This is a genomic window from Bradyrhizobium sp. 521_C7_N1_3 (assembly GCF_052075975.1).
Classification (GTDB): domain Bacteria; phylum Pseudomonadota; class Alphaproteobacteria; order Rhizobiales; family Xanthobacteraceae; genus Bradyrhizobium; species Bradyrhizobium japonicum.
The window spans coordinates 5535454-5555982 of the sequence record NZ_CP197232.1 but is presented as its reverse complement, the minus strand read 5'-3'; the positions used below and the strand labels follow the sequence as shown (position 1 = coordinate 5555982).

Annotated in this window: 16 protein-coding genes and 1 tRNA gene; 1 reads left to right on the top strand and 16 read right to left on the bottom strand. The window is 64.1% G+C overall.

The window, feature by feature from the left end:
• Positions 1 to 44: 44 nt before the first annotated feature.
• From AB7008_RS25840 to AB7008_RS25805, 8 genes are all read right to left on the bottom strand, one after another.
• The gene (locus AB7008_RS25840) at positions 45 to 1439 is read right to left on the bottom strand and encodes a BatD family protein (protein ID WP_441259735.1); all 1395 of its coding nucleotides are present in this window, start codon (positions 1437 to 1439) and stop codon (positions 45 to 47) included.
• Positions 1436 to 2959 (bottom strand): vWA domain-containing protein, encoded by a 1524-nt coding sequence (locus AB7008_RS25835; protein WP_304489760.1) that lies wholly within the window; start codon positions 2957 to 2959, stop codon positions 1436 to 1438. The genes AB7008_RS25840 and AB7008_RS25835 overlap by 4 nt, the downstream gene beginning before the upstream one ends.
• Entirely contained in the window at positions 2952 to 3950 is a 999-nt protein-coding gene (locus tag AB7008_RS25830) for a VWA domain-containing protein (RefSeq protein ID WP_304489759.1), read from the bottom strand. The genes AB7008_RS25835 and AB7008_RS25830 overlap by 8 nt, the downstream gene beginning before the upstream one ends.
• A complete protein-coding gene (locus AB7008_RS25825) occupies positions 3943 to 4434 on the bottom strand; it encodes a DUF4381 domain-containing protein (protein ID WP_304489758.1) in 492 nt (163 codons plus the stop codon). Before AB7008_RS25825 ends, AB7008_RS25830 begins: the two co-directional genes overlap by 8 nt.
• The gene (locus tag AB7008_RS25820; RefSeq protein WP_212451490.1) at positions 4427 to 5413 is read right to left on the bottom strand and encodes a DUF58 domain-containing protein; all 987 of its coding nucleotides are present in this window, start codon (positions 5411 to 5413) and stop codon (positions 4427 to 4429) included. Before AB7008_RS25820 ends, AB7008_RS25825 begins: the two co-directional genes overlap by 8 nt.
• Before the next feature lie 7 nt (positions 5414 to 5420).
• The gene (locus AB7008_RS25815; protein WP_304489757.1) at positions 5421 to 6440 is read right to left on the bottom strand and encodes an AAA family ATPase; all 1020 of its coding nucleotides are present in this window, start codon (positions 6438 to 6440) and stop codon (positions 5421 to 5423) included.
• A 76-nt stretch (positions 6441 to 6516) separates the two neighbouring features.
• A complete protein-coding gene (locus tag AB7008_RS25810) occupies positions 6517 to 8154 on the bottom strand; it encodes an arylsulfatase (protein WP_304489756.1) in 1638 nt (545 codons plus the stop codon).
• A 17-nt stretch (positions 8155 to 8171) separates the two neighbouring features.
• A complete protein-coding gene (locus tag AB7008_RS25805; RefSeq protein WP_304489755.1) occupies positions 8172 to 9179 on the bottom strand; it encodes a formylglycine-generating enzyme family protein in 1008 nt (335 codons plus the stop codon).
• Between the two features lie 510 nt (positions 9180 to 9689).
• Between AB7008_RS25805 and AB7008_RS25800 the strand changes: the two genes are divergently transcribed.
• Positions 9690 to 10682, top strand: coding sequence for a helix-turn-helix domain-containing protein (locus AB7008_RS25800; RefSeq protein ID WP_028161404.1), 993 nt, complete (start codon positions 9690 to 9692; stop codon positions 10680 to 10682).
• A gap of 139 nt (positions 10683 to 10821) precedes the next feature.
• On the opposite strand, the gene AB7008_RS25795 is transcribed toward AB7008_RS25800, so the two are convergent.
• From AB7008_RS25795 to AB7008_RS25760, 8 genes are all read right to left on the bottom strand, one after another.
• Positions 10822 to 10896, bottom strand: a tRNA-Asn gene (locus AB7008_RS25795).
• Between the two features lie 132 nt (positions 10897 to 11028).
• Entirely contained in the window at positions 11029 to 11397 is a 369-nt protein-coding gene (locus AB7008_RS25790) for a hypothetical protein (protein ID WP_304489754.1), read from the bottom strand.
• A gap of 210 nt (positions 11398 to 11607) precedes the next feature.
• Positions 11608 to 13302: a flotillin family protein gene (locus AB7008_RS25785; protein ID WP_441259734.1), complete on the bottom strand. Its 1695-nt coding sequence runs from the start codon at positions 13300 to 13302 to the stop codon at positions 11608 to 11610.
• Positions 13303 to 13325: 23 nt separating this feature from the next.
• A complete protein-coding gene (locus tag AB7008_RS25780; protein WP_441259733.1) occupies positions 13326 to 13985 on the bottom strand; it encodes an OB-fold-containig protein in 660 nt (219 codons plus the stop codon).
• A 10-nt stretch (positions 13986 to 13995) separates the two neighbouring features.
• Positions 13996 to 15159 carry a PspA/IM30 family protein gene (locus tag AB7008_RS25775; RefSeq protein ID WP_441259732.1) on the bottom strand — a complete coding sequence of 388 codons (1164 nt, stop codon included), beginning with the start codon at positions 15157 to 15159 and terminating at the stop codon, positions 13996 to 13998.
• 1096 nt (positions 15160 to 16255) lie between these two features.
• The gene (locus tag AB7008_RS25770; RefSeq protein ID WP_441259731.1) at positions 16256 to 16639 is read right to left on the bottom strand and encodes a RidA family protein; all 384 of its coding nucleotides are present in this window, start codon (positions 16637 to 16639) and stop codon (positions 16256 to 16258) included.
• A 14-nt stretch (positions 16640 to 16653) separates the two neighbouring features.
• Positions 16654 to 18984 (bottom strand): acetamidase/formamidase family protein, encoded by a 2331-nt coding sequence (locus AB7008_RS25765; protein WP_441259730.1) that lies wholly within the window; start codon positions 18982 to 18984, stop codon positions 16654 to 16656.
• A gap of 257 nt (positions 18985 to 19241) precedes the next feature.
• Complete coding sequence (locus AB7008_RS25760; RefSeq protein WP_441259729.1) at positions 19242 to 20483, bottom strand: acetamidase/formamidase family protein; 1242 nt, start codon at positions 20481 to 20483, stop codon at positions 19242 to 19244.
• Between the last annotated feature and the right edge of the window lie 46 nt (positions 20484 to 20529).

The window sequence follows — 20529 nt, the reverse complement described above, 5'->3', positions numbered from 1 at the left end:
AATCTAGATCGTCCGTTCCGTCTGAGTGACCTCCTGTGCTTTGCTTATCTCGCGGGCTTTCGATACGCGGCGACCTTCGGGGTCCCGACCGGGTTCAAATGCGGGGGCAGACCTGCCGTGACCCGGCCTCCGGCCCGCGGGCGCAGCCTGCGGCGGGCGGCGACCACGCGGTGCAGCAGCCGGCGTGGCGACCAATGAGCCGGATCGTGCCGATTTCCGAACAACTCGCTCTCGATCGCATCAAGCTGGCGGTCGAGTTCCGGATCGCGTGCGACGGCCTTGAAAGCTCCAGCCGTGATTGGAGGCTGCGTCGCGTTGAGATGTGACAGCCATTCAAGCAGCGCGAAATAAGACGCCTTTGCGTCGCGATGGCGGATCGCACGGCGCAGCCGGCTGAAAGCAAACGCCTCCGACTGAAGATAGGCCTGGTGCCGACGATGAAGACTGGCCAAAACGCGACGTGCCGCACGAGGCGCAAACCAAGCGATCCCGGCCGTGGCGGCTACCACAAGCAGGGCCGTCAGCCAGTGGTCGACGATAAAGTCGACGATGCCATCCCAGGTCCACCGCCGAGCTGATTGGTTTGAAGCAGCTGGACCTGCCGCCACCGAGGTCGCAATGCCCTTGACAGGCACGGCCTCGAGATGGACCTGTTCGATCTTGCCGCTGCCGACATTCCACCAGCCGATATCGACGGACGGCAGCGAATAGTCACCTGCTCGCTCCACCATATACGTTGCGGAATCGACGCGGGTCGACGTCATGACGTCGGAGCGCCCGTCGACCTTGTCCTCGAGCTTCGGCTGCGCCGGATAAAGTCTCAAGCCATCGACAGACGGAAATTGCTGAGGCGGCAGCAGCATCGCCGGCGTGCCTTCCGCCCGGATCGTGATGGTTCGCGTGACGGCATCACCGGCCTTGAGCGGGTCGGACGAACGCTTGACGTCCTGCTCGGCAGTCAGGCTGGTGGCCGATATGAACGGGCGAAGTGCGTCCGCCGCGTCCGGGATGAAGGCTTCGAACGACACGCGTGGCAGCGCGACGGCCACCTCGCGCGTGGCTGGCGGCTCGGCCGCATATTTGATCCTGACGCTCTGATCGGCGACGGCGTAGGAGCCCGGCTCCTGCGGCGAGATAGCGTATTCGAATTGTACACCGGCATAAGCCACGCCGTCGCGCTGCTCGCTGGTGTTGACGCTCTGCAATTGCCGCGTCACCGCGTTGCGCACCTGAAAATCGGGCAGTTCGGGCGGCGACGTCATATAGTTCGGCGCCATGACCAGGATACTCAGCGTGGTCTTCTGCCCGACCACGACCCGCGGCGGGTCGATCGTGACCTGCACGATCGGCCCGAGGGCTACCGATTGCTGCGCATATACATCCGGCGACGGGAGCGCGCCGCCAAGCAGCAAGGCGATGAAGCCGATCCAAACTCTCACTGCGGCGCCCTCCCCTGTGTCGGAGCGGCCGCCTGGATCGCAAATTTCAGTTTGAGGAAATCCGCAGGCGAGGTCTGGACCTGACGCATCCAGGCTTCGGCCGCGCCGGCAGTGGTGACGTCCTGCGGCGTGACAGCGATCTTCTTTCCGCCTTTCTGATTGGGATCGACGCGCATCTCGTCGGCCTTCTCATCCGGCGGCGCAGGGTCATCCTGCTCCTGCTTGCGTCGCTTGGCTTCACGCGCATCTAGCGCCGCCTGAACGATGGCGCGGTTTGTCTTCGCGGCGGCGTTTCCGGGCTGTGCCTTGAGCACCTCGTCATAGGTCTTGAGCGCTTTCTCATAAGCGTGGTTCTGCGCCTGCGCGTTACCTAGCGCGAATTTTCCCTCGAGCGTGTCGACGCGCGAAAATTCCTCAGCAGCGGCGAGAAAATCGTACGCGCGGTATGCCGAGAGGCCGCGCCACATCGGATCGGCGAATGTCGTTTTCGCGGCGGCATAGTCGCCACGGTCAAATGCGAGTCGTCCCTGCTGATCCGGCGTCAGCCAAAGATTGGTGAAGCGCGATGTGTCCTCGGCTCTCGAAGTGCTGGCGTGCGTCACGATGAAGAGAGCCAGGACCCACGCCACTGTCGTACCGCGCCGGAACCAGAGCAGACTCAACAGCGCCAGCGGCGGCAGCAGCCAATAGCCTTCATCCCGCCATTGCGTGCCGAACGCATCGCCCTGGGCGGCCTGGAAACGCGTCTCGATCCGGCGCTCCAGTCGTACGATGTCCGAGCCGTCGATACTGACCCGGATGACGTCTGCGCCGGCCGGCAGCACCGATGTAGCCGGGCTGACCGCGAATATGACGAGACCATTGCGGCCGGCCGCCTGCCGGATCGTGGCGGCATCCGCGGTCCCGAGATCGTCCGCGACCAGCAGGACCGTTCCGGGGACCGGTTCGGCCGCCAGCGCGTCGGCCGCCAGTGCGACGGCACTCGCAACGTTCTTGCCGTCCGCCGGCATTAGCCCTGGCTCCAGCGCGGCCAGAAACGGCTCGATCACGGAGCGGTCGTCAGTCGGCGGCATCACCAGATGCGCGGTGCCGGCAAAGGCTACGAGGCCGGTCCTGGCGCCCGCGCGGGCCGCAAGCAGATCCCTGATCTTCTGCTTGGCGCGCTCGAGGCGAGAGGGCGCCACATCGGTCTCATTCATCGATGATCCGACTGCGAGCGCAATCATCAGCGGCGCCTTGTCTTCGACGAAGGGCGGAAGCTCGCGGCGCCAGGTCGGACCGGACAGACCGATGATGCCGAGCATCATGCCGGCTGCTACGAGATAAACCGGGTTGACGTGGCGCCCTTGTCCCGGCCGCACGATGAGATGCGTCAACAGATGCGGCGCGATCACGCCACCCCATTGCGCGCGCACGTCCTGCCGGCGAAGCAGCACCGCAAACACGACGGCGAGCGGGATCAGCGCGAGCAGCCAGAGCGGGCGCAAGAGGTGGAAGGACATCGTTGCCGCGTCACGCATGGCTGACGCTCCGCATCCGGCGCCACTCGCTGCCGAGCAGGAGCCAAAGCCACAAGAGCAGACCGATCGCGATGGCCAGGCCGAACGGCCATTGAAACAGTGGCAGCTTCGGCCGCCATGACAGGGTCTGAAGCTTGGCCGGCGCGAGGCGGTCGATATCGGCATAGATCGCCTGCAGCTGCGCGCCATCCTCGGCGCGGAAGAAGTGCCCTGCGCTGGTGTCCGCGACATGCTGCAAGACGGCGAGGTCGACGCGGTTCTCGCCTGAGGCTGCGGGATCGCCGACCCCGATCGTGTAGACCGTGACATCGTTCTGGCGAGCGATGTCGGCGGCGTGCTCGGGCGGCACCCGGCTCGCCGTATCGTTGCCGTCGGTCAGCAGGATCAGGAGCTTCTGCTTCGCAGTGCTGGCTGCAAATGTCTTGATGGCAAGCCCGATTGTATCGCCGATCGCCGTCTGCTGGCCGGCCATGCCGACCCCTGCCTGATCGAGCAATTGCTGCGCCGTCTGGAGGTCTTGCGTGAAGGGCACCTGCACATAGGGCCTGGTGCCGAACAGGATCAGAGCGACACGGTCGCCCTTGCGGCGGGCGATGAAGTCTCTGACCACGCGCTTGACGCCGTCGAGACGGGTGAGCGTCGTGCCGTCCGACGCCTTGAAATCGCGCTGGTCCATCGATCCCGAGATGTCGATCGCCAGGATCAGATCGCGCGCGGAGACCTCGCGCGTCACCGCGTCGCCGACCCATTGCGGCCGGGCCAGCGCCACAACCAGCAGCGTCCAGATGGCCGCAGCCGCGATCATCTGGACGGCGCGGCGTTCGAGGACAACCGCGCCGCGCTGCGGCGTCTGCCCGGTTGCCGCCGCCAACCTGTCGAAGAAGGGCACCTGGATCGAGGCCTGCCGCGCCTGGTACGGCGGCAGCAGCCACCACGCCAGGACCGGCAACGGCAACAGCAGAAGCAGCCATGGCCAGGCGAACTCAAGCATGATGCCCCCCGATCCAGCGGCGCACGAGACGAACCAGCGATTGCAACTCGGCGCCATCAGGCGGAATTTTCTGGTAAGGCCCGCTCGCGAGCAGGCGCCCCACGCCGTGAGAAAACTCCTCGCCGCCATAGCTGCGATCGAGGAAGGCCAGCCATGCCGGACCGACCAGCGGTGCCACTTGCTCGCGCGGAAAGGCCGCGAGCGCCGTTCGCCGCACCAGCAAGGTCAACTTCGACAACAGCTCCGACGGCATCGAATTGCGCGCCTGCTCGATGCTATGAAGCTCCGCGAGCGCTTCCCGGCGATAGCGGTTGACACGGCGCAGATGCGCCACGCGCCACACGGTAGCGCAGATGGCCGCGAGCAGCAGGGCGATCGCGAGCCTCGCCTCCCAGGTCTGTGGCCAGAGGCTGACCTCGCGCGGCAGCGGAACGTCGATCAGACCGGCCACGGGGTCGGCAGCAACGGATGGAGCCTCAGCCAAGGGCCGCCTCCGCCAGGTTATGCGGGGCCGCGCGGCCACGACCGGCCGGCAGACCACCAAGAAGACGCCGAAGCTGCGCGGCGGTGTCCTCCGCCGCGCTCAGCGGCAGCACGGGAATTCCGAGCTCGCGCGTCCAGTCGAAGATGCTCTTCAGGCGGTCCCGGGTGAGCTGCGATACGCTCTTGCGGACGCTGTCGCGGCCGACATCGAGCCGGATCTGCAGCTCGCCATCGGTCACGGTCATGCTGGCCGACGGTGGCAGATCGCTTTGCAGGGGATCATGGACCATCGCAGCGACAACGTCATTGTGCCGCGCCAGCGCGGCGACCATATCGCGCGTTGCAGCGTCCGCGCCGTCGAAATCGCTGATGATGATCACGGCGGCATCGTGCGGTGCCCGACGCCTTGCATGATCGAGCGCTGTGTTGAGCATCGTCGGCGCGGATACCAGACCGCGCCCGACGCCGAGCGCCTGGTTCTGCGTGACGACGGCCGCGAGGATTTGGAGCACGGTCGCCCGGCTACGACGCGCCCTCACCTCGATAAAGTCTCGATCGTTGAACACGACGGCGCCGACGCGATCGCCGGCGCCGAGCACCCGCCACGCCCCGATTGCTGCGGCCTCGGCCGCCGTCACCGATTTCATCGCATGCCGGCTGCCGAAGAACATCGAAAGGCGCTGATCGACCACCAGGATCGTCTGCCGGTCGCGCTCCTCGTTGAAGACCCGGATATGCGGCTTGCGCAGGCGCGCCGTCACCTTCCAGTCGATCGAGCGGACGTCGTCGCCGGGACGATAATCCCTGATCTCTTCGAAGTTCAGGCCGCGGCCCCGCATGCGGGAGGCAAAGCGGCCGGACAAAAGGCTATGCACGGGCTGGCGCGGCAGGAACGAAACCTTGCGTCCGCGATATTCGAGCGCGATCAGATCGTGAAGACCGACATAGACACCTGGCATATTGGCTGATGTCTCGGTCATGACGGCCTCAGGCTGCTGCAACCAGCTCGGTAATCTTGTCGATCACCTGATCGGGCGTAACGCCCTGCGACACTGCCTCGTAGCTGAGGATGATCCGGTGGCGCAGGCAGTCGTGGATCACCGCGCGCACGTGGTCGGGCGTCACGAAATCGTATTCATCGAGCCAAGCGCGAGTCCGCGCGCAACGATCGAGCGCCAGGCTGCCGCGCGGGCTGGCGCCGACCTGGATCCATTTGCTCAAGGGCTCGCCATAGCGCCCGGGAAAACGCGTCGCGTAGATCACGTCGACCATGTACTTCTGAACGAGGTCGGAGACGAAGATGCCGTCGATTTCGCCGCGTGCATCCAGGATCGTCTGCTGCGGGATCGGGGACGGCTCCGAGGTGTGGTCCTTCGGTGCTTGCGCGTTCTCGGCACGATTGAGCCGGATGATCTCGCCTTCGGATGCCTCGTCGGGATAGGTGATGACGACATGCATCAGGAAGCGGTCGAGCTGCGCTTCGGGAAGCGCATAGGTGCCTTCCTGCTCGATCGGGTTCTCGGTCGCGAGCACCATGAACAGATCCGGCATCTTGTAAGTCTTTCCGGCAACCGTGACCTGGCGCTCCTCCATGGCCTCGAGCAGCGCGGACTGCACCTTGGCCGGAGCGCGGTTGATCTCATCGGCGAGCACAAGATTGGCGAAGATCGGCCCTTTCTGAAACTCAAACTGTCCACCTTTGTCGGTCTGGACGTAGATCTCGGCGCCAGTCACGTCCGACGGCAGTAGGTCGGGCGTGAACTGCACGCGCGACAGATCGGCGGCGAGGTTCTTCGCCAGCGTCTTGACCGCGCGGGTCTTGGCCAGACCCGGGAGACTCTCGATGAGCAGATTACCGTTGGCCAGGAGGCCAATCAGCATGCTCTCGACCAGATGATCCTGCCCCAGTACGGACTTTCCGATCCGTGACTTCAGTTCAAGCACGGCGTCGCGGGCGGGCGAGCTCTTGGAGGATTTTGGCTCTGTCACAGATTTCAACTGATTCATGCGAAGATCGGCGTTGCTGTCGATGAGAACGCGCCCTGCCACCTGACTCAGCGGCGGGGCTCATGTGCTTGTCGCGCTATTTCGGTGCCGTCTTGTCGAGCGTTTTCATCAGCCCCTCGACCATCTGGTCGATGCTGAAGCTCGCGGAGCGCTGGCTCGGCGGATAGTCCTTGAAGGTCTGCAGAAACGGCGCCACCCGCCAGGTACCGTACTGGATCAGATAAGCATTCTTGGCGAGCCAGTCGTAGTACTGGTCGGAGACTACGTCGGCCCGCTCGAACGGGTCCATCCGCAGGTTGAAGACCTTCGGCGCCCGCAGACAGGTGAACGGATTGGACCAGACTTCGAATCCGCCGGGCTTGCGCTGCTCGCAGAACACGATCTTGAAGTCGCCGTAGCGATAGGCAACGACTTCGCCATCATCATTGAGATAGTAGAAATCGTTGCGAGCCGACTTGCCCTGCCCCGTCAGTAACGGCAATTGGTTGTATCCATCGAGATGTACCTTGGCGGACTTGCCATTGAGGCTCGTTCCCTTCAGCAGCCGGTCCTTGATGTCGGTATCGCCGGCTGCAGCCAGCAGGGTCGGAAACCAATCAAGACCCGACATCATCTCGTTGGAGACGTCGCCGGCCTTGATGCGGCCGGGCCAACGAACCATAGCCGGCACACGAAATGCGCCTTCCCAGTTGGTGTCCTTTTCGCTGCGGAACGGCGTCGTTGCGGCATCCGGCCAAGACCATTGGTTCGGACCGTTGTCGGTGGTGTAGATGACAATCGTATTGTTGGCGATGCCGAGGTCGTCGAGCGTCTTCAGGAGCTTGCCGACATCGCCGTCGTGCTCGATCATGCCGTCAGCATATTCGTTGCCCGGCATGCCGCTCTGTCCCTGCATGGACGCGCGCACATGGGTGAAGGCGTGCATACGGGTCGTGTTCATCCAGGTGAAGAACGGTTTATTCGCCCTCGCCTGCCGCTGCATGAAATCGATTGCGGCCGCGGTGGTCTCGTCGTCGACTGTCTCCATCCGCTTTCTATTGAGCGGGCCGGTGTCCTCGATCTTCCCGTCGGCGGATGCCTTGAGCACGCCGCGCGGGCTGTTGCTCTTGGTGAACGTGGTATCGTTCTTGGGATAATACGGGCGCTCCGGCTCCTCCTCGGCATTGAGGTGGTAGAGGTTGCCGAAGAACTCATCAAAGCCGTGTTTGGTGGGGAGATACTCGTCCCGATCGCCGAGATGGTTCTTGCCGAACTGGCCGGTCGCGTAGCCGAGCGGCTTGAGCGCCTGCGCGATGGTCACGTCGCGATCCTGCAAGCCAACCGGCGCGCCGGGGATACCGACTTTGCATAGGCCAGTGCGCAAGCAGACCTGTCCGGTGATGAATGTGGAGCGGCCGGCCGTGCAGCTGTTCTCCGCATAGTAGTCCGTGAACATCATCCCTTCATTGGCGATACGATCAATGTTCGGCGTCTTGTAGCCGACGACGCCGCGCGTATAGGCGCTGATGTTAGACTGGCCGATGTCGTCACCAAAGATGACGAGAATGTTGGGCTTTGCCGTATTGGGTTGCTGAGCAACTGCGGGCGATCTGACGAAAGGCGACAAGCTCGTCGCGACCAGAGCCGCCGCGAGCAGGACGTGAAGCAGCGGTCTCCGGCCGCTTTCGATCGGCTTCGCGGTAGCTCCAGCCTCATCCTTGACGGCGTAGCCCATCTGACACTCCCTACTTTTTACTTTGTAGAAGGCTTCTGTGACGGCGGAGACTCGACCGACCTCACCACGCAGCGGAATCCGACATGGCTGGTCGATGTGTCGATGGGTTCGGCATGACGCGCGGCTGGACGATAACGGCGGCAATAGTTCGGCGCGCAGAGATGCGAGCCGCCCTTCAGGACCTTGCGCGGGATCCTGATGTCGGGCTGACAAGGGTCGTAACTTGCGTCTTCACGGCCGCCGCGGGGATTGTTCGGAATGCAGCAAGGCTTTGCGGCATCGGCGGCATGCTTTGACGACCACCAGTCGGAGGTCCACTCCCAGACATTGCCGATCATGTCGTGGAGGCCGTAGCCGTTCGGCGGGAAAGCCATGACCGGTGAGGTACGCTCGAACCCATCCTCGCCAAGATTCTGGACAGGGAAGTTGCCCTGCCAGATATTGGCCATGTGCTTGCCGCCCGGCATCAGCGCATCGCCCCAGGCGAACTCCTCACCGTCGAGGCCGCCGCGCGCGGCGAACTCCCACTCCGCCTCCGTCGGCAGGTCCTTGCCGGCCCACCGCGCGTAGGCGGCCGCGTCGCTATAGGAAACATGGACGACAGGGTGATCGTCGAGGCCCTTGATGTTGCTGCCGGGCCCGTAGGGATGACGCCAGTTGGCGCCGCGCATGAAGCTCCACCACTGGCTCCAGTCGGCAAGATCGGTAATGCGCGGCAGTGGCGAGAACACCAGCGAGCCGGCGTAGAGCATTTCCTTGAGCGCGCCGGGATAATCCTTGGGATTGGGGACGATCTGCGCCTCGGTGACGTGCCCGGTGGCGTTGACGAATTGCTTGAACTGCCGGTTGGTTACCGGCGTACGGTCAATCCAGAAGCCGTCGACGGAGACGCGGTGGCTCGGCGCCTCCTCGGGATAATGATGGTCGGATCCCATGCGGAAGGTCCCGCCGGGAATGAAGACCATCTCGCCGGTCTTCACGTCGTCCGGCAACCACTCGCAGTGATCCGTATCAGCCCGCAGCATCGTGGAAACTCCGATACGAGTATTCCACCCGATACTACGGCGCGGACTTCAGCAGGCGTCGACGAAAGCACATTGCCCGGCATTCTGGACGCATTGTTTGGTCCCCTCTTCTTGGCGCCGAGGGTGCGAGACGGGTGTCGTAGACTTGCGTCAGCATCTCTCCCTCTTTTGCGTACATCCTTCGAGCCCGCGGCAACACCATACCGCTATCCCCGCCCCGCGGTTCGCAGAGCGATCGTCGCCGATATCGCCTAGGTTGAAAATGGTATCCGAAGATTGGATGCCCGTGATGTGCAGTTTGTGCCAAGACGTCGCGCCGATCGGTGAGGCTTAACGATACATGTCGCAAATTCCTCAATCCACAGCGTCATGTGGTGCACAGCTCGCGTCAAATTCGGTGATAATTTACCTCAAAGCGCGAACTCGGCTCGTCATACCCACTTCGCGTTGTGGTGGTATTCAGCCGCCGCCTGCCGCAGAATTGTCGCGCTTGAGTAACAGAGTGGAACCATGGGCCAATTCCTTCTGGTTGATTCGCGTAAGCTCGACGGCTTCGAAGGTCTTCACCAGGCCGTTCACGGCTCGCACGTCGATGTCATGCAGCTGGGGCGCGGGCGATTGCGCGGATCGCTGTCCCACGTCGGCATCGGCGATTTCTCGCTCAGCATCGGCACCTTCAGCGTCGGCATGCGAACGCAGCGTATCTCCAGCGACGACAAGCTGATCATCGGGATGCTGCTCGCGGCCGAAGAGCGGGTCACCCACTGGTCCTTCGACATGCGCCTCAACGACGTGCTCGTGATTCCGCCGCTGCTCGAGCATGACGGAATCTTTCACGGTGCATCCGCTTACGCCGCCATGCGCTTCGACATCAACGAGGTCGCATCGCTGTTCGGCGGCGAAGCGAGGCTGAGCAATCCCGACACCTGGCGCAGGCGCGACCATTTCCGGGCGGCCCCCGATAGCGGGGCGATCGCCGCACATCGTCTGGTCCGGATCATGTCACATCTGCGCACCTACAGGAGCGGCCTGACGCCCTCGACCGCCGATTTCTGGAGGCGATCGATCGTCGAATGCATGGCGGCCAACGTGATGTCGTCGTTACCGCCCGACGACACCGGCTGGTTGCCTTCGGCAAGGCGGCTGATCCGCCGGGTCGAGGAGTATCTCGACGAGGCCGGCACGCGCCCGGTGCATGTCTCGGAGATCTGCGCCGCTCTCGGGGTGTCGCGCCGCACCCTCCATCGCGCGTTCCAGGAGGTGTTCGGCTTGGGCCCGGTCAGCTTCCTCAGGCACAAGCGGCTGTGTGCCGTTCATTCCATTCTGCATGAGAGCGTTCCCGGCTCGACGACCGTGGCCGCCGTCGCCATGCAGCAGGGGTTCTACGAACTCGGGCGGTTCTCGCAGTATTACTATGCGATGTTCGGGGAACGTCCGTCGCAGACCCTGGGAGGACGAACTGTCCCTCGCCTGAGGGTTCAACCCTCTGGGCATGAATTATAGGCACCAGGTTCGGTTGGCTGAGGGACGGCTTTGGTCCCACCGATTCCCCTTCGACCGCTCGACAGATCAGCTGGACGCGGCGGCCTTGGGCGATGTTGCGCAATTGCAACAGAAGTAAGGCTTTGAATTTGCTGGATTTTGGCTCCCCGGGCTGGATTCGAACCAGCGACCATCCGATTAACAGTCGGATGCTCTACCGCTGAGCTACCGAGGAAAGGGCGAACCAGTCGTTCGCGCGCGGCTGCGTATAACAAAGCCGCTTGCGCTTGCAAAGGACGAATTCGCAATCTTGCACAATGCGCCGGGGAAGGGCCGCCGCCCCTCCCCTGGCTCAAGTCAGGTCAAACTATTCGGCGACGAAGGACGTGGTCTTGGTTCCGGAGTCGTAGCGCAGCCGAAGCGCGGTGATCTTGCAGAGGTTGACGTTCTTCCAGAGCACGGCCTCGTCATAGCTCTGCCAGTCGACGCGGATGTTCCAGACACATCCCTCGTCGTCCTCTTCGAACTCGACATAGGTGCTCGCCTGGTTCTGCAAAACCTTGTCGAGCTCGTTCTCCCATTCGTCCAGGCCGTCGTCCGGCGCGTTGAAGCCCAGGAACTTGATGGCATAGCCGGTCTCGTTGACAACGGTCACGTTGCGGGCGTCGGCCGCGAACGACGGCGTAGCGGCGATCGCAAGACCGATCGCGATCAGTCCGGACAGAAAATACTTCATGTGAAATTCCCCCGATCGAAAGAGGCTCCGGTGCCTGACGTCGATCCGCGCAGGCACCGCGGCAACAAATGGCGTTGCCTCGAAGAATTCACCCGGAGCGCGATCGAATGGTTCAACACGCGACCGATCGACGCTCCGGAGCGTGCGCGACGCGAGACGCGCACGGGCAGTTCATATCGATTCGAATTCTCCGCAGCAATGAACCGGCATTCATAGATCGGCGGAGTTTGTTTTCTCCGGCACGGGCGCCGGCACTGCGGCGCCGTTGCTCTTTCCGGCCACCGCATTAACCAACGACTTCACGGGATCGTCGCCGGGCGCAAAGCCGCCCTGGCGCAGGATCTCGTCGATCATCGGACGCAGCGCGTGCACCTTGAGGAGCTCGCCCGCAAGCCCTTCGCCGAAGCCGACATTGCCTCCCCCGGCACCATTGCCGCCGAACGCGCCGCCGGTGTGCAGGATGCGGACGTCCTTGAGGTTTCCGATCGGCTTCACCATCTCGGCCAGCGCCGAGGGCATGGTCTCGATCCGCTTCTTGGCGAGCTCGAAGTCGATAACGTTGGCGCCGAGCTTGTTCTGCGCCTCGTTCTTGAGCGTGATGATCGCGGCTTCGGCCTCGCCGATATTCCTGACGCCGACGGCCTTGATCTTGTTGGACTCGGCTTCCGCGGTGGCCAGCGTCTTGACGGCCTCGGCGCGATCGAGTGAGGCCTTCTTTTCGGCTTCGGCCGCGACGATCAACTCGGTCGACTTGCGCTCGGCCTCGGTGCGCGCGGCGAGCACCTGGGTGAGACGGGCGCGATCGGCGACCTCGACCGCGCGTGCGGTCACCACCTTTTCCTCCGCGGAGACGGCGAGCGCCTCGGCGGTCTTGGCGTCGGCGACGGCTTCCGAGGTCTGCTTGCTCTTGGCCGCGATCTGGATCTCGTTCTCCTGCGTGGCGATCTGGATTTCGCGCTGCGCGTCGGTCTTGCGCTTGTTGATGGCGAGATCCGACTCGATGACCGCGGTTTCCTTGACCTGCTTGGCGCCGGCCTCCTTCTCGGCAACGGCGCGGTCGGTGTCGATGCGAGCGTTCTCCTCGGTCAGGCGCGCGGTCTGGGTTGCGGTCGCGACTTCAGCGCGGGTGCTCGCGGTCTTGTTGGCGATGTCGCGCTCCTGGGAGAGCTCGGCCTCCTTCTTGGTCCGCTCGATGGTCAGGGTCTGCTGCCGCGCCTCGAGGTCCTTTTGCGCGATCGCCACCTCGTTGTCGCGCACGATCGAGTTGCGGTCGCGCCGGCGCGTCTCGGTGACGGTCTTGAGCTGGGTCAGACCTTCGGCGTCGAAGAAGTTCTCCGGATTGAAGAACTTGACGTCGGTCTGGTCGAGTTTTGTCAATGACACCGATTCCAGCTCGAGCCCATTCGACTTGACGTCGGACTCGACCGTTGCCTGCACGTGTTTGACGAAATCGCTGCGCTTTTCCTGCAACTCCAGGATGGACATGGTGGCCGCCACCGAACGCAGGCCATCGACGAATTTTGCCTCGACCTGGTTACGCAGGGCTTCGGCGTCATTGGTCAGCGCGCCCAGCGTCTGGCTCGCGAGCGCGATGCTTTCATCGTCGGGGCGAACGCGCACGTAGAACTCGGCGACGATGTCGACGCGCAGGCGGTCCTTGGTGATCAGGGACTCCCGCTCCTTGCGCTCGACGGTGAGTCGCAGCGTCTTCAGGTTGACGCTGGCGTAGGAGTGGAAGATCGGCAGTATCATGGCGCCGCCGTCGAGCACGACCTTCTTGCCGCCGAGGCCGGTGCGCACGAAGGCCTCGTCGCGGGTGGCGCGCTTGTAGAGAATGGTGAAGACGATCCCGAGGACAACGATCAGCGCGACGCCGATCATGGCCGGGACTGCGATATCGAACATGACTTTCTCCGATAAATGACTTGTCAGCTGCTTAGAGTCGGCTTGGAAGGTTTGAGTTCATCGTCGGCCTTCACCGCGACGAAGCGGGTGCCGGCGCGATCGACCAGCAGGACCATGGTTCCCTGCGGCAGGGGCGATGATGACGGTGCGGCGACCGCCCAGACGAAATGCCGGTTGCCGTGGATGTCCGCGACGCTGACGCGGCCGGGCGGCCCCTGATCGAGCGGGCCGATCACGACCTCGCCGACGCGGCCGACGAGATCTCCGAGGCCGACGGCATAGCTTTCATCCTTGGGAATGACGCGCGCGATGCCCCTGCTTGCGGCGCGGACCAGCGGAATCGAGACGGCGACCGCTCCGACCGAGGCGAGCGTTGCCGGCAAGGGACCGGCCACCATCCGCGCGACGTCCTGGATCAGGAAGCCGGTGATGGAGAACGCGCCGAGCAGCAACAGCAGGAAGATCAAGAGCGGCACGCCGCCGACATTGATCCAGGAGATGGCGTTGATCACGCCATTGTCGCTGGGGTGACCGAAATCGATGTTGGTGCCGAGCATCTCGCTGAGCGAGGCCCCGACCAGCATCGAGACCACCTCGATCGAGCCGACGATGAGGATCATGGCCGCCGCGATCGCGAATGGCCTGACCTCCGGCGACATCACGTGTTCGAGCAGTGCGCTCATGACACATTACTCAGGAACGCGACTTCAACCGCGCCAGCCTCGCTGCAATCTCCTTGTCGCGATGCAACGTGCTGAGCTCGTCGATGTCGCTTGAATACGGGATGGCTGCCGGAACGCCGGTGGCGCGCGCCACCGCCCTGCCCGCGCGCAAGGCCTTCGCTGCCGCCGAGGCGCCACCGGACTTCCGGGGCGACGTCGAGGCCTGATGGCTTGCCTGAGCCTCGCTCTTTTCGAGATCGGCGCGGCGCTGCTCGGCATCTTGCAATGCTGACAGCACGGCGCGCAGCGAGGTCACGCACTGTTCGATCTTCTCGTTGTTCTCGTCGATGGCCCGGGAAAGCACCTCGAACTGCGCCTCGAGGTCCATCTGTCGTGCGATGCCGGCGCGGGCGAGATCGTCGCGGCTATCCGCGATCGCGCCCTCGATCTTGGGCGTGAGATCGGTCATCTCGCGCTCGATCTCGGTGCGGCGCGCGTTGAGACGGTACTCCTCGGCGCGCGCGGCCGCGAGCGCATCGCGGGCTTCGCTCTCCGCGCGCTCGATCTCGCGGATGGCCTGGCCAACCACTTTGAGCTTGTTCTTGCCTTCCGCCTGCTCGATCGCGTCATAGGCGATCCCGGCGATCAGGCGCCCGACCCGGGACAGGAAGTTGTCGGGGGCGGCAGCGATGGTATCCATGGCGTTCTCCTCCTCTGGCAGACTGTTCGGCGTGACGCCGTAGTGAACTTCGAAGCCGTCGTCGGTGCGGATCAGGCGCGCGGGCGCGCTCTGCCCCCAGCCCTCGGCGTAACCGGCGTAGTCGAAGGGCACGCTGAAGCGTCCTTCCACCGTCGCAATCGAAATGGTGGCGGGGCCCTTGATCTTGGCGAGCTTGTCGTCGAGCGGCAGACGGCGGCCCTGCGCGGCGCGATAATCGGCGCGGTCGCGCAGGCCCAGCGTCACCAACCGCGACGGCAGTGCGGTTTCTTTCCGGATCGGCTCATAGGCATGGGCGTGCAGCAGGACGACGTTGGAGCCGACGTTATGGCTCCGCGCCACCTCGTCCAGGATCTCCATCATGCGGTCATAAGCCCTAAACGTCGCCTCCATGGCGGCCTTGGCGGCCGGGTCAGGGGCAAGCCTGTAACGCAGCGCGGACGGCGCGCTTTTGGACGACGGGCTCATGGAAAGCACTAAAGCACCATTTTGGTGCTTTAGGAAGAGGAAGTATGATCACGTTCCACTGATCCCTGGGCACTCCATGGATTTGTCGCGGCGGCCCGGATCCGCGTTCAAGGCGGCCATCACCTCTAGATCACCACCGATCAAGACTTCTTGCACGTGAGAGTTGCAATTTTACGCAAAGTCTACGTCGACCTGGAACACGAGACGGAGCTTGGGATGCACGCACTCTCCCCGCCGTCATCGCGAGGAGCGAAGCGACGAAGCAATCCAGGGTCTTTCCGTCGAGGGATTCTGGATTGCTTCGCGGAGCCTGTCATCGGGCCGCGCTTCGCGCGGACCCGGTGGCTCGCAATGACGGAGTGCGAGGCACGCGTCGTTCTCCGCCAACTCGCACCGCTACTCGCAGACACGCCTTCGCATCCTCGCGGCTCATTTCGCCCGAGCTTTCTATCGTCCCACCCTCCTTGTCAGAGGGCGCAGGGAAGACCGGGTGCCGGCCGGGCACCCACGGTCCACTGTGCGAAAGGTGGCAACAAGAATCTGCACAGCGGCATACAGGTGAAGCCAAACATCCGGCCTTCCCTGCGCAGTGGTTTTACGACTTATGCCGAGTTCTCCCCGGGGAGCGATGCACTATTGCCCCCGTCGTCTTGCGGATGACTGACGCGCGGACCCGGTCGGGCCGCCACGTCACCACAAGACTTGACGCACAGACCCCGGGCGTCAGGACGACACGGTTTTGCCGTACGCGGACCGCACCGGTCGTGTGCGCGCTGGCTGTCGCTCACGGTTGCCCGCCCTGCGAAGCCCTTCGCGCCGGTGTGGCTCGCGTCCACCACGGCTCACCCCGCGTGTCGTGACGATCGCGATACGCCCCTCTGACCGGGATGAGGTGCGGCATGAATACGCCAAAGCCGAATTTCGGTAAAGTGGAATATTTTTGCGCGCTGCCATTGCCCCGTTGCTTGGGTGTTTTGCCCGACGGGCAACGCAAGGGCTTGTAGCCCAGATGGAGCGGAGCGTAATCCGGGGCCTCTGTGCCCGCGGGATGAATCCCGGATTGCGCTCCGCTCCATCCGGGCTACGGACCGGCACTACAAGATTGTCACGGCCGCCGGCAGACCAGGTCGATCTCGATCAGCGCGTCATAGGCGAGACCGGTGACGCCAACGCAGGTGCGGGCCGGCAGCCGATCTGGCGGAAAGAACGCGCGGTACGTCTCGTTCATCGCCGCGTAGTCTTCCTTGAAGCGCGTCAGATAGATCCGCGTCATCACGACGTGCTCGAGGCCGAGATCGAGGCCGGCCAGAACCACCTTCAAATTCTCCATCACCGCGCGGGTCTGCGCGACGATACCGTCGGGCAGCACGCCCGGCGCCTGCGGCGTGTCCGGCATCTGGCCGGTGACGAACACAAACCCGTCGGTCTCGACGGCGTGGCTGAACGGCGCGACCGGCTTCGGTCCGCCGCTGATCATGTGGAATTTCACTTGAGATGTCCTTGTTAAGTCGCGTCCCGGAACAGGCGCTTGCTGAGGATTGCGTGCACGCCCCAATTGCCGTCGACGACCTGGGTGACGCCGAAATCGACGGCGGCCGACATCAGCGCGATCGCCTCGTCCTCGCTGAGGCCTTTGACGTTCATCAGGAAGCGCCGCATTTTGCGGAACGCATCCTTCATGGCGAGGTCGAGCGAGGATTTTGCGTAGACCTCGCTCTGCCCCTGCGCGCCGAACTCGGCGAGATAGTTGGGATGGCTGAAGCCGGTCAGCACCCAGTCGGTCTCGGTCTCGATCAGGGGATAGGAGAGATCGGCAAAGGGCTGGCCGGCCAGGTCGGCCTTCTTGTGCAGGATCACCTCGAACGTCCCTGTCATCGAGCATTCGATCGCGGTACCGCTCAACTCGCCGTCGCCCTGCGTGGCATGGGAATCGCCGACCGAGAGCAGCGCGCCGGGCACCGAAACCGGAAGATAGACGGTAGACCCCTTCCCCAGCCGCCAATTGTCGAGGTTGCCGCCGAAATAGGACGGCGGCACGGAGTCGACGAAATCGACCTCGCGCGGCGCCACCGCGATCACGCCGAAATGCGGCCGCAAGGGAATGCGGATGCCATCGAGTACGGCATGCCGGCGCTTCACTGTAGCAGGCGCGACGGGGACGCCGGGATAGTCGTAGGTCGAGTGCACGACGCCGAAGGGGTCGGTCTGCGGCTCCCAGCGATAGGAATAGAGCGCCCGGGCGTGCGGCTCCTCGGGATCGCTAGAGATCTCGTAGATGGTGACGATTTCGCGCGGCTTGGGACCGCCGAGAAACTCGTTGTAGTGATATCCCCACCACGCCGCGACCGAAGAGCCGAACACGCGCCCCGCATGGTTCGGATTGCGGCTCGCGCGCGGCACGATGTCGAGGATGCGCACCTCCAGCACATCGCCGGGCTGGGCATCCTTCACCGCGACCGGACCGGTGCAGATGTGCACGCCGAATCCTTCGCCGGCGCCGCGACCGAACACGCTCGCGTCCATCGGACCAGCGCCACGACGATCGACGTTCTTCTTGTCGGCCGTCCAGCCGAACACGCTTTCAGCACCGGGATCGCCCGCGATCATCATCTCGGGCGCGTCGGAGGCGTGCTGCGTCAGCGTCTCGATGGTGATGGTGTCGCCCGAGGCGATCTCGATTTGCGGCGACAGCGAGCGGCTGAAATAGCCCCAATGGACGCGACTGGCCTCGACCGGGAGATGGTGATGCCTGCGTTCCGTGGTCGTCCGCGCCTCAGTGCCGGCACGCCCAACGGTGCTGCGTGCCTCAACGCTCGGATGCACGCGGAGTTGCGCCAGCGCCTCCTGCGGCCAGCCGCGCTGGCCGGCAACGCCGTGCTGCGACGTCGCGCGCTCCGCCTCCTGTTGGCGGAATTCGCGCGGCGGCAGGCCAAAGCGGTGACGGAAGGCGCGGCTGAAATGTGCGGAATCGCCAAAGCCGTAGGCGTAGGCGATCTCCGAGATCGAGCGATGGGCTTCCATGGGGTTGGACAGATCAGCCCAGGCACGCTGGAGGCGGCGTTCGCGGACGTAATGGGTGAAATTGTCGCCGACCGTCTCGAACAGCTTTTGCAGGTAGCGCTCGGAAATCCCCTGGGCCTGCGCGACGCGCGCCGGCACCAGTTCGGGATCGTCGAGCCGCCGCTCGATGGTTTGGCAGATCCGATGCAGCAGCGCGGCCTGCGTCGCACTCGATCCGGCATCGGACGTCGAGGCCGCCAGTTGATGCGCGAGCGTCAGGAGCAGGTCGACGAGCGACTGCGCGACCGAATTCCATTCGGCATCGCTCAACGTGTCGAGGGTGCGCGCGGTCGCGTCGAGCAGACGCGAGAACACATCGGCAAAGCCGCTGGGCGGAACCACGCGGGGCTCGCCCAGCCGCGGCTTGCCCGAGAGGCGTCCGTGCAGCGCTTCCGAGGTCACCGACAGCACGATGGCCCGCATGTCACGCTGGAACACGATGCTCCAGTCCCCGCTCCGCGGCAGCAGCACGAGATGGCCGACCGGAACGATGCGGTGGCCGCCGGCGCTTCTGAGCACCATGCCGTCCTCGACCGGTATCAGCGCGATCGGAAGGTCTTCATTCGCTTGCGAAAGCGGCGCGACGCTTTGCGCGCCAGCGGCCATGCGCGTCAGCGCAACACCTGCGGCGTGGCGATGCGATGCGGTTGCATGTCCGTCAAAGAAGGAATGGCCGGTCGCTGGTCGCAGGCCGACCGCCGCCAGCACGTCCCGCCACGCTTCGGGGCGGTCGTCTTGCGCGTAGGACTCGCTCGTGAACGGCCGGAAGCTCATCGGATCAACCCAGATTGCAGTTGATCGAAGCAACCTCTGTGCCAGACGAACGCGGTCATCCGTCGCAGCAACGGGCCGCAAATGAGGTTCTTTGGTCACACGTTCATCCGGGAAATGGACTTTCCTTCAGAGTGTTAGAGCCCAATGTCTGCTTCAAGCACGCTGCGTAGCCCGGATGGAGCGAAGCGTAATCCGGGATTCGGGCCACCATTGATGCTGTCCCGGATTGCGCTTCGCTCCATCCGGGCTACGGCCCATCAATCGCACCGAAACATGTTCTTGCGGATCGTGCCGTGGACGCCCCAATTGGCGTCGACGACCTGGGTGACGCCGAAATCGGCGCCGACCGACAGCAGCGAGATCGCCTCGTCCTCGCTGAGCCCGTGCACGGTCATCAGGAACCGTCGGAGTTTTCTGAACGCATCGCGCATCGCACGGTCGAGGCTCGAGTGGTTGGCAATCTCGGTTTGCGCATCGGCGCCGAGTGCGGCGAGATAGTTCGGATACGTGAAGCCGTAGAACGACCAGGCCTGATCGGTCTCCAGCATCGGATGGTCGAGGCCCTCCAGGTTGGTGCCGGCCAGATCAGCCTTCTTGTGCAGGATGAACTCGAAATCGCCGGTCAGCGAGGTCTCGATCGCGGTGCCGCCGAGCTCGCTGTCGCCCTGCGCCGCGTGGGGATCGCCGACCGAGAAATAGGCGCCGGGAACCGCGACCGGATAAAACATCCGCGCGCCCTTGCCGATGCGCCAGTCGTCGATGTTGCCGCCGGTATAGCTCGGCGGGATCGAGCTGACGAAGTCGGCTTCCGACGGCGCGAGGCCCATGGTGCCGAAATGCAAGCGTGCCGGCACCTTCACGCTCGACAGGATGTTCTCGCGTTTTTTGATGGTGGCGTGATCGACGCGCACGCCGGGATAGTCGATGGTCGGATGCACGATACCGTCGGGGTCGGTCTGTGGCGTCCAGACGTAGTTGTAGACCGCTTTGGCATAGGGCTCGCCCGAGGTGTCGAGCTCGAAGATGGTGACGACCTCCCGCGGCTTCGGCTCCTCGATCAAATCGTGATAGTGAAAGCCCCAGTTCGCCGCGACGTTGGAGCCGAAGCAACGCCCGGCGTGGCAGGCGCTGCAGCTGGGTCGCGGCCGGATGTCGAGGATGCGCACTTCCAGGATATCGCCGGGCTCGGCGCCCTCGATCGCGACCGGTCCGGTGAGGAGATGCACGCCGATCCCCTCGCCCGCGCCACGGATGAAAGGGCCTTCGACCGGGCCTGAGCCGCGGCGCGCGACCGCCTTGTACTCGCGCGTCCACTGGAACACGCTCTCGGCGCCGGGATCGCCCTGGATCATGCGCTCGTAATCGTCATTGGCATGATGGGTCAGCGTCTCGATGGTGGCGCGGTCTCCGGAGCGCAGCGTCAGGGCCGGCGCGACTTTCTTGGAGAAATAGCCCCAGTGAACGGTCTTCGGCGAAACCGGCAGCGTGACATGCTTCATGACTTTAACTCTTCTGACTTGGCCTCTTCGGGAGTCTTGGATCTTG

Coding starts and splice junctions, on each gene's coding strand:
- AB7008_RS25830 (WP_304489759.1), bottom strand. CDS start 3,950: ATGCTTGAGTTCGCCTGGCCATGGCTGCTTCTGCTGTTGCCGTTGCCG.
- AB7008_RS25835 (WP_304489760.1), bottom strand. CDS start 2,959: ATGCGTGACGCGGCAACGATGTCCTTCCACCTCTTGCGCCCGCTCTGG.
- AB7008_RS25765 (WP_441259730.1), bottom strand. CDS start 18,984: ATGAGCTTCCGGCCGTTCACGAGCGAGTCCTACGCGCAAGACGACCGC.
- AB7008_RS25800 (WP_028161404.1), top strand. CDS start 9,690: ATGGGCCAATTCCTTCTGGTTGATTCGCGTAAGCTCGACGGCTTCGAA.
- AB7008_RS25785 (WP_441259734.1), bottom strand. CDS start 13,302: ATGTTCGATATCGCAGTCCCGGCCATGATCGGCGTCGCGCTGATCGTT.
- AB7008_RS25815 (WP_304489757.1), bottom strand. CDS start 6,440: ATGAATCAGTTGAAATCTGTGACAGAGCCAAAATCCTCCAAGAGCTCG.
- AB7008_RS25760 (WP_441259729.1), bottom strand. CDS start 20,483: ATGAAGCATGTCACGCTGCCGGTTTCGCCGAAGACCGTTCACTGGGGC.
- AB7008_RS25805 (WP_304489755.1), bottom strand. CDS start 9,179: ATGCTGCGGGCTGATACGGATCACTGCGAGTGGTTGCCGGACGACGTG.
- AB7008_RS25780 (WP_441259733.1), bottom strand. CDS start 13,985: ATGAGCGCACTGCTCGAACACGTGATGTCGCCGGAGGTCAGGCCATTC.
- AB7008_RS25790 (WP_304489754.1), bottom strand. CDS start 11,397: ATGAAGTATTTTCTGTCCGGACTGATCGCGATCGGTCTTGCGATCGCC.
- AB7008_RS25820 (WP_212451490.1), bottom strand. CDS start 5,413: ATGACCGAGACATCAGCCAATATGCCAGGTGTCTATGTCGGTCTTCAC.
- AB7008_RS25810 (WP_304489756.1), bottom strand. CDS start 8,154: ATGGGCTACGCCGTCAAGGATGAGGCTGGAGCTACCGCGAAGCCGATC.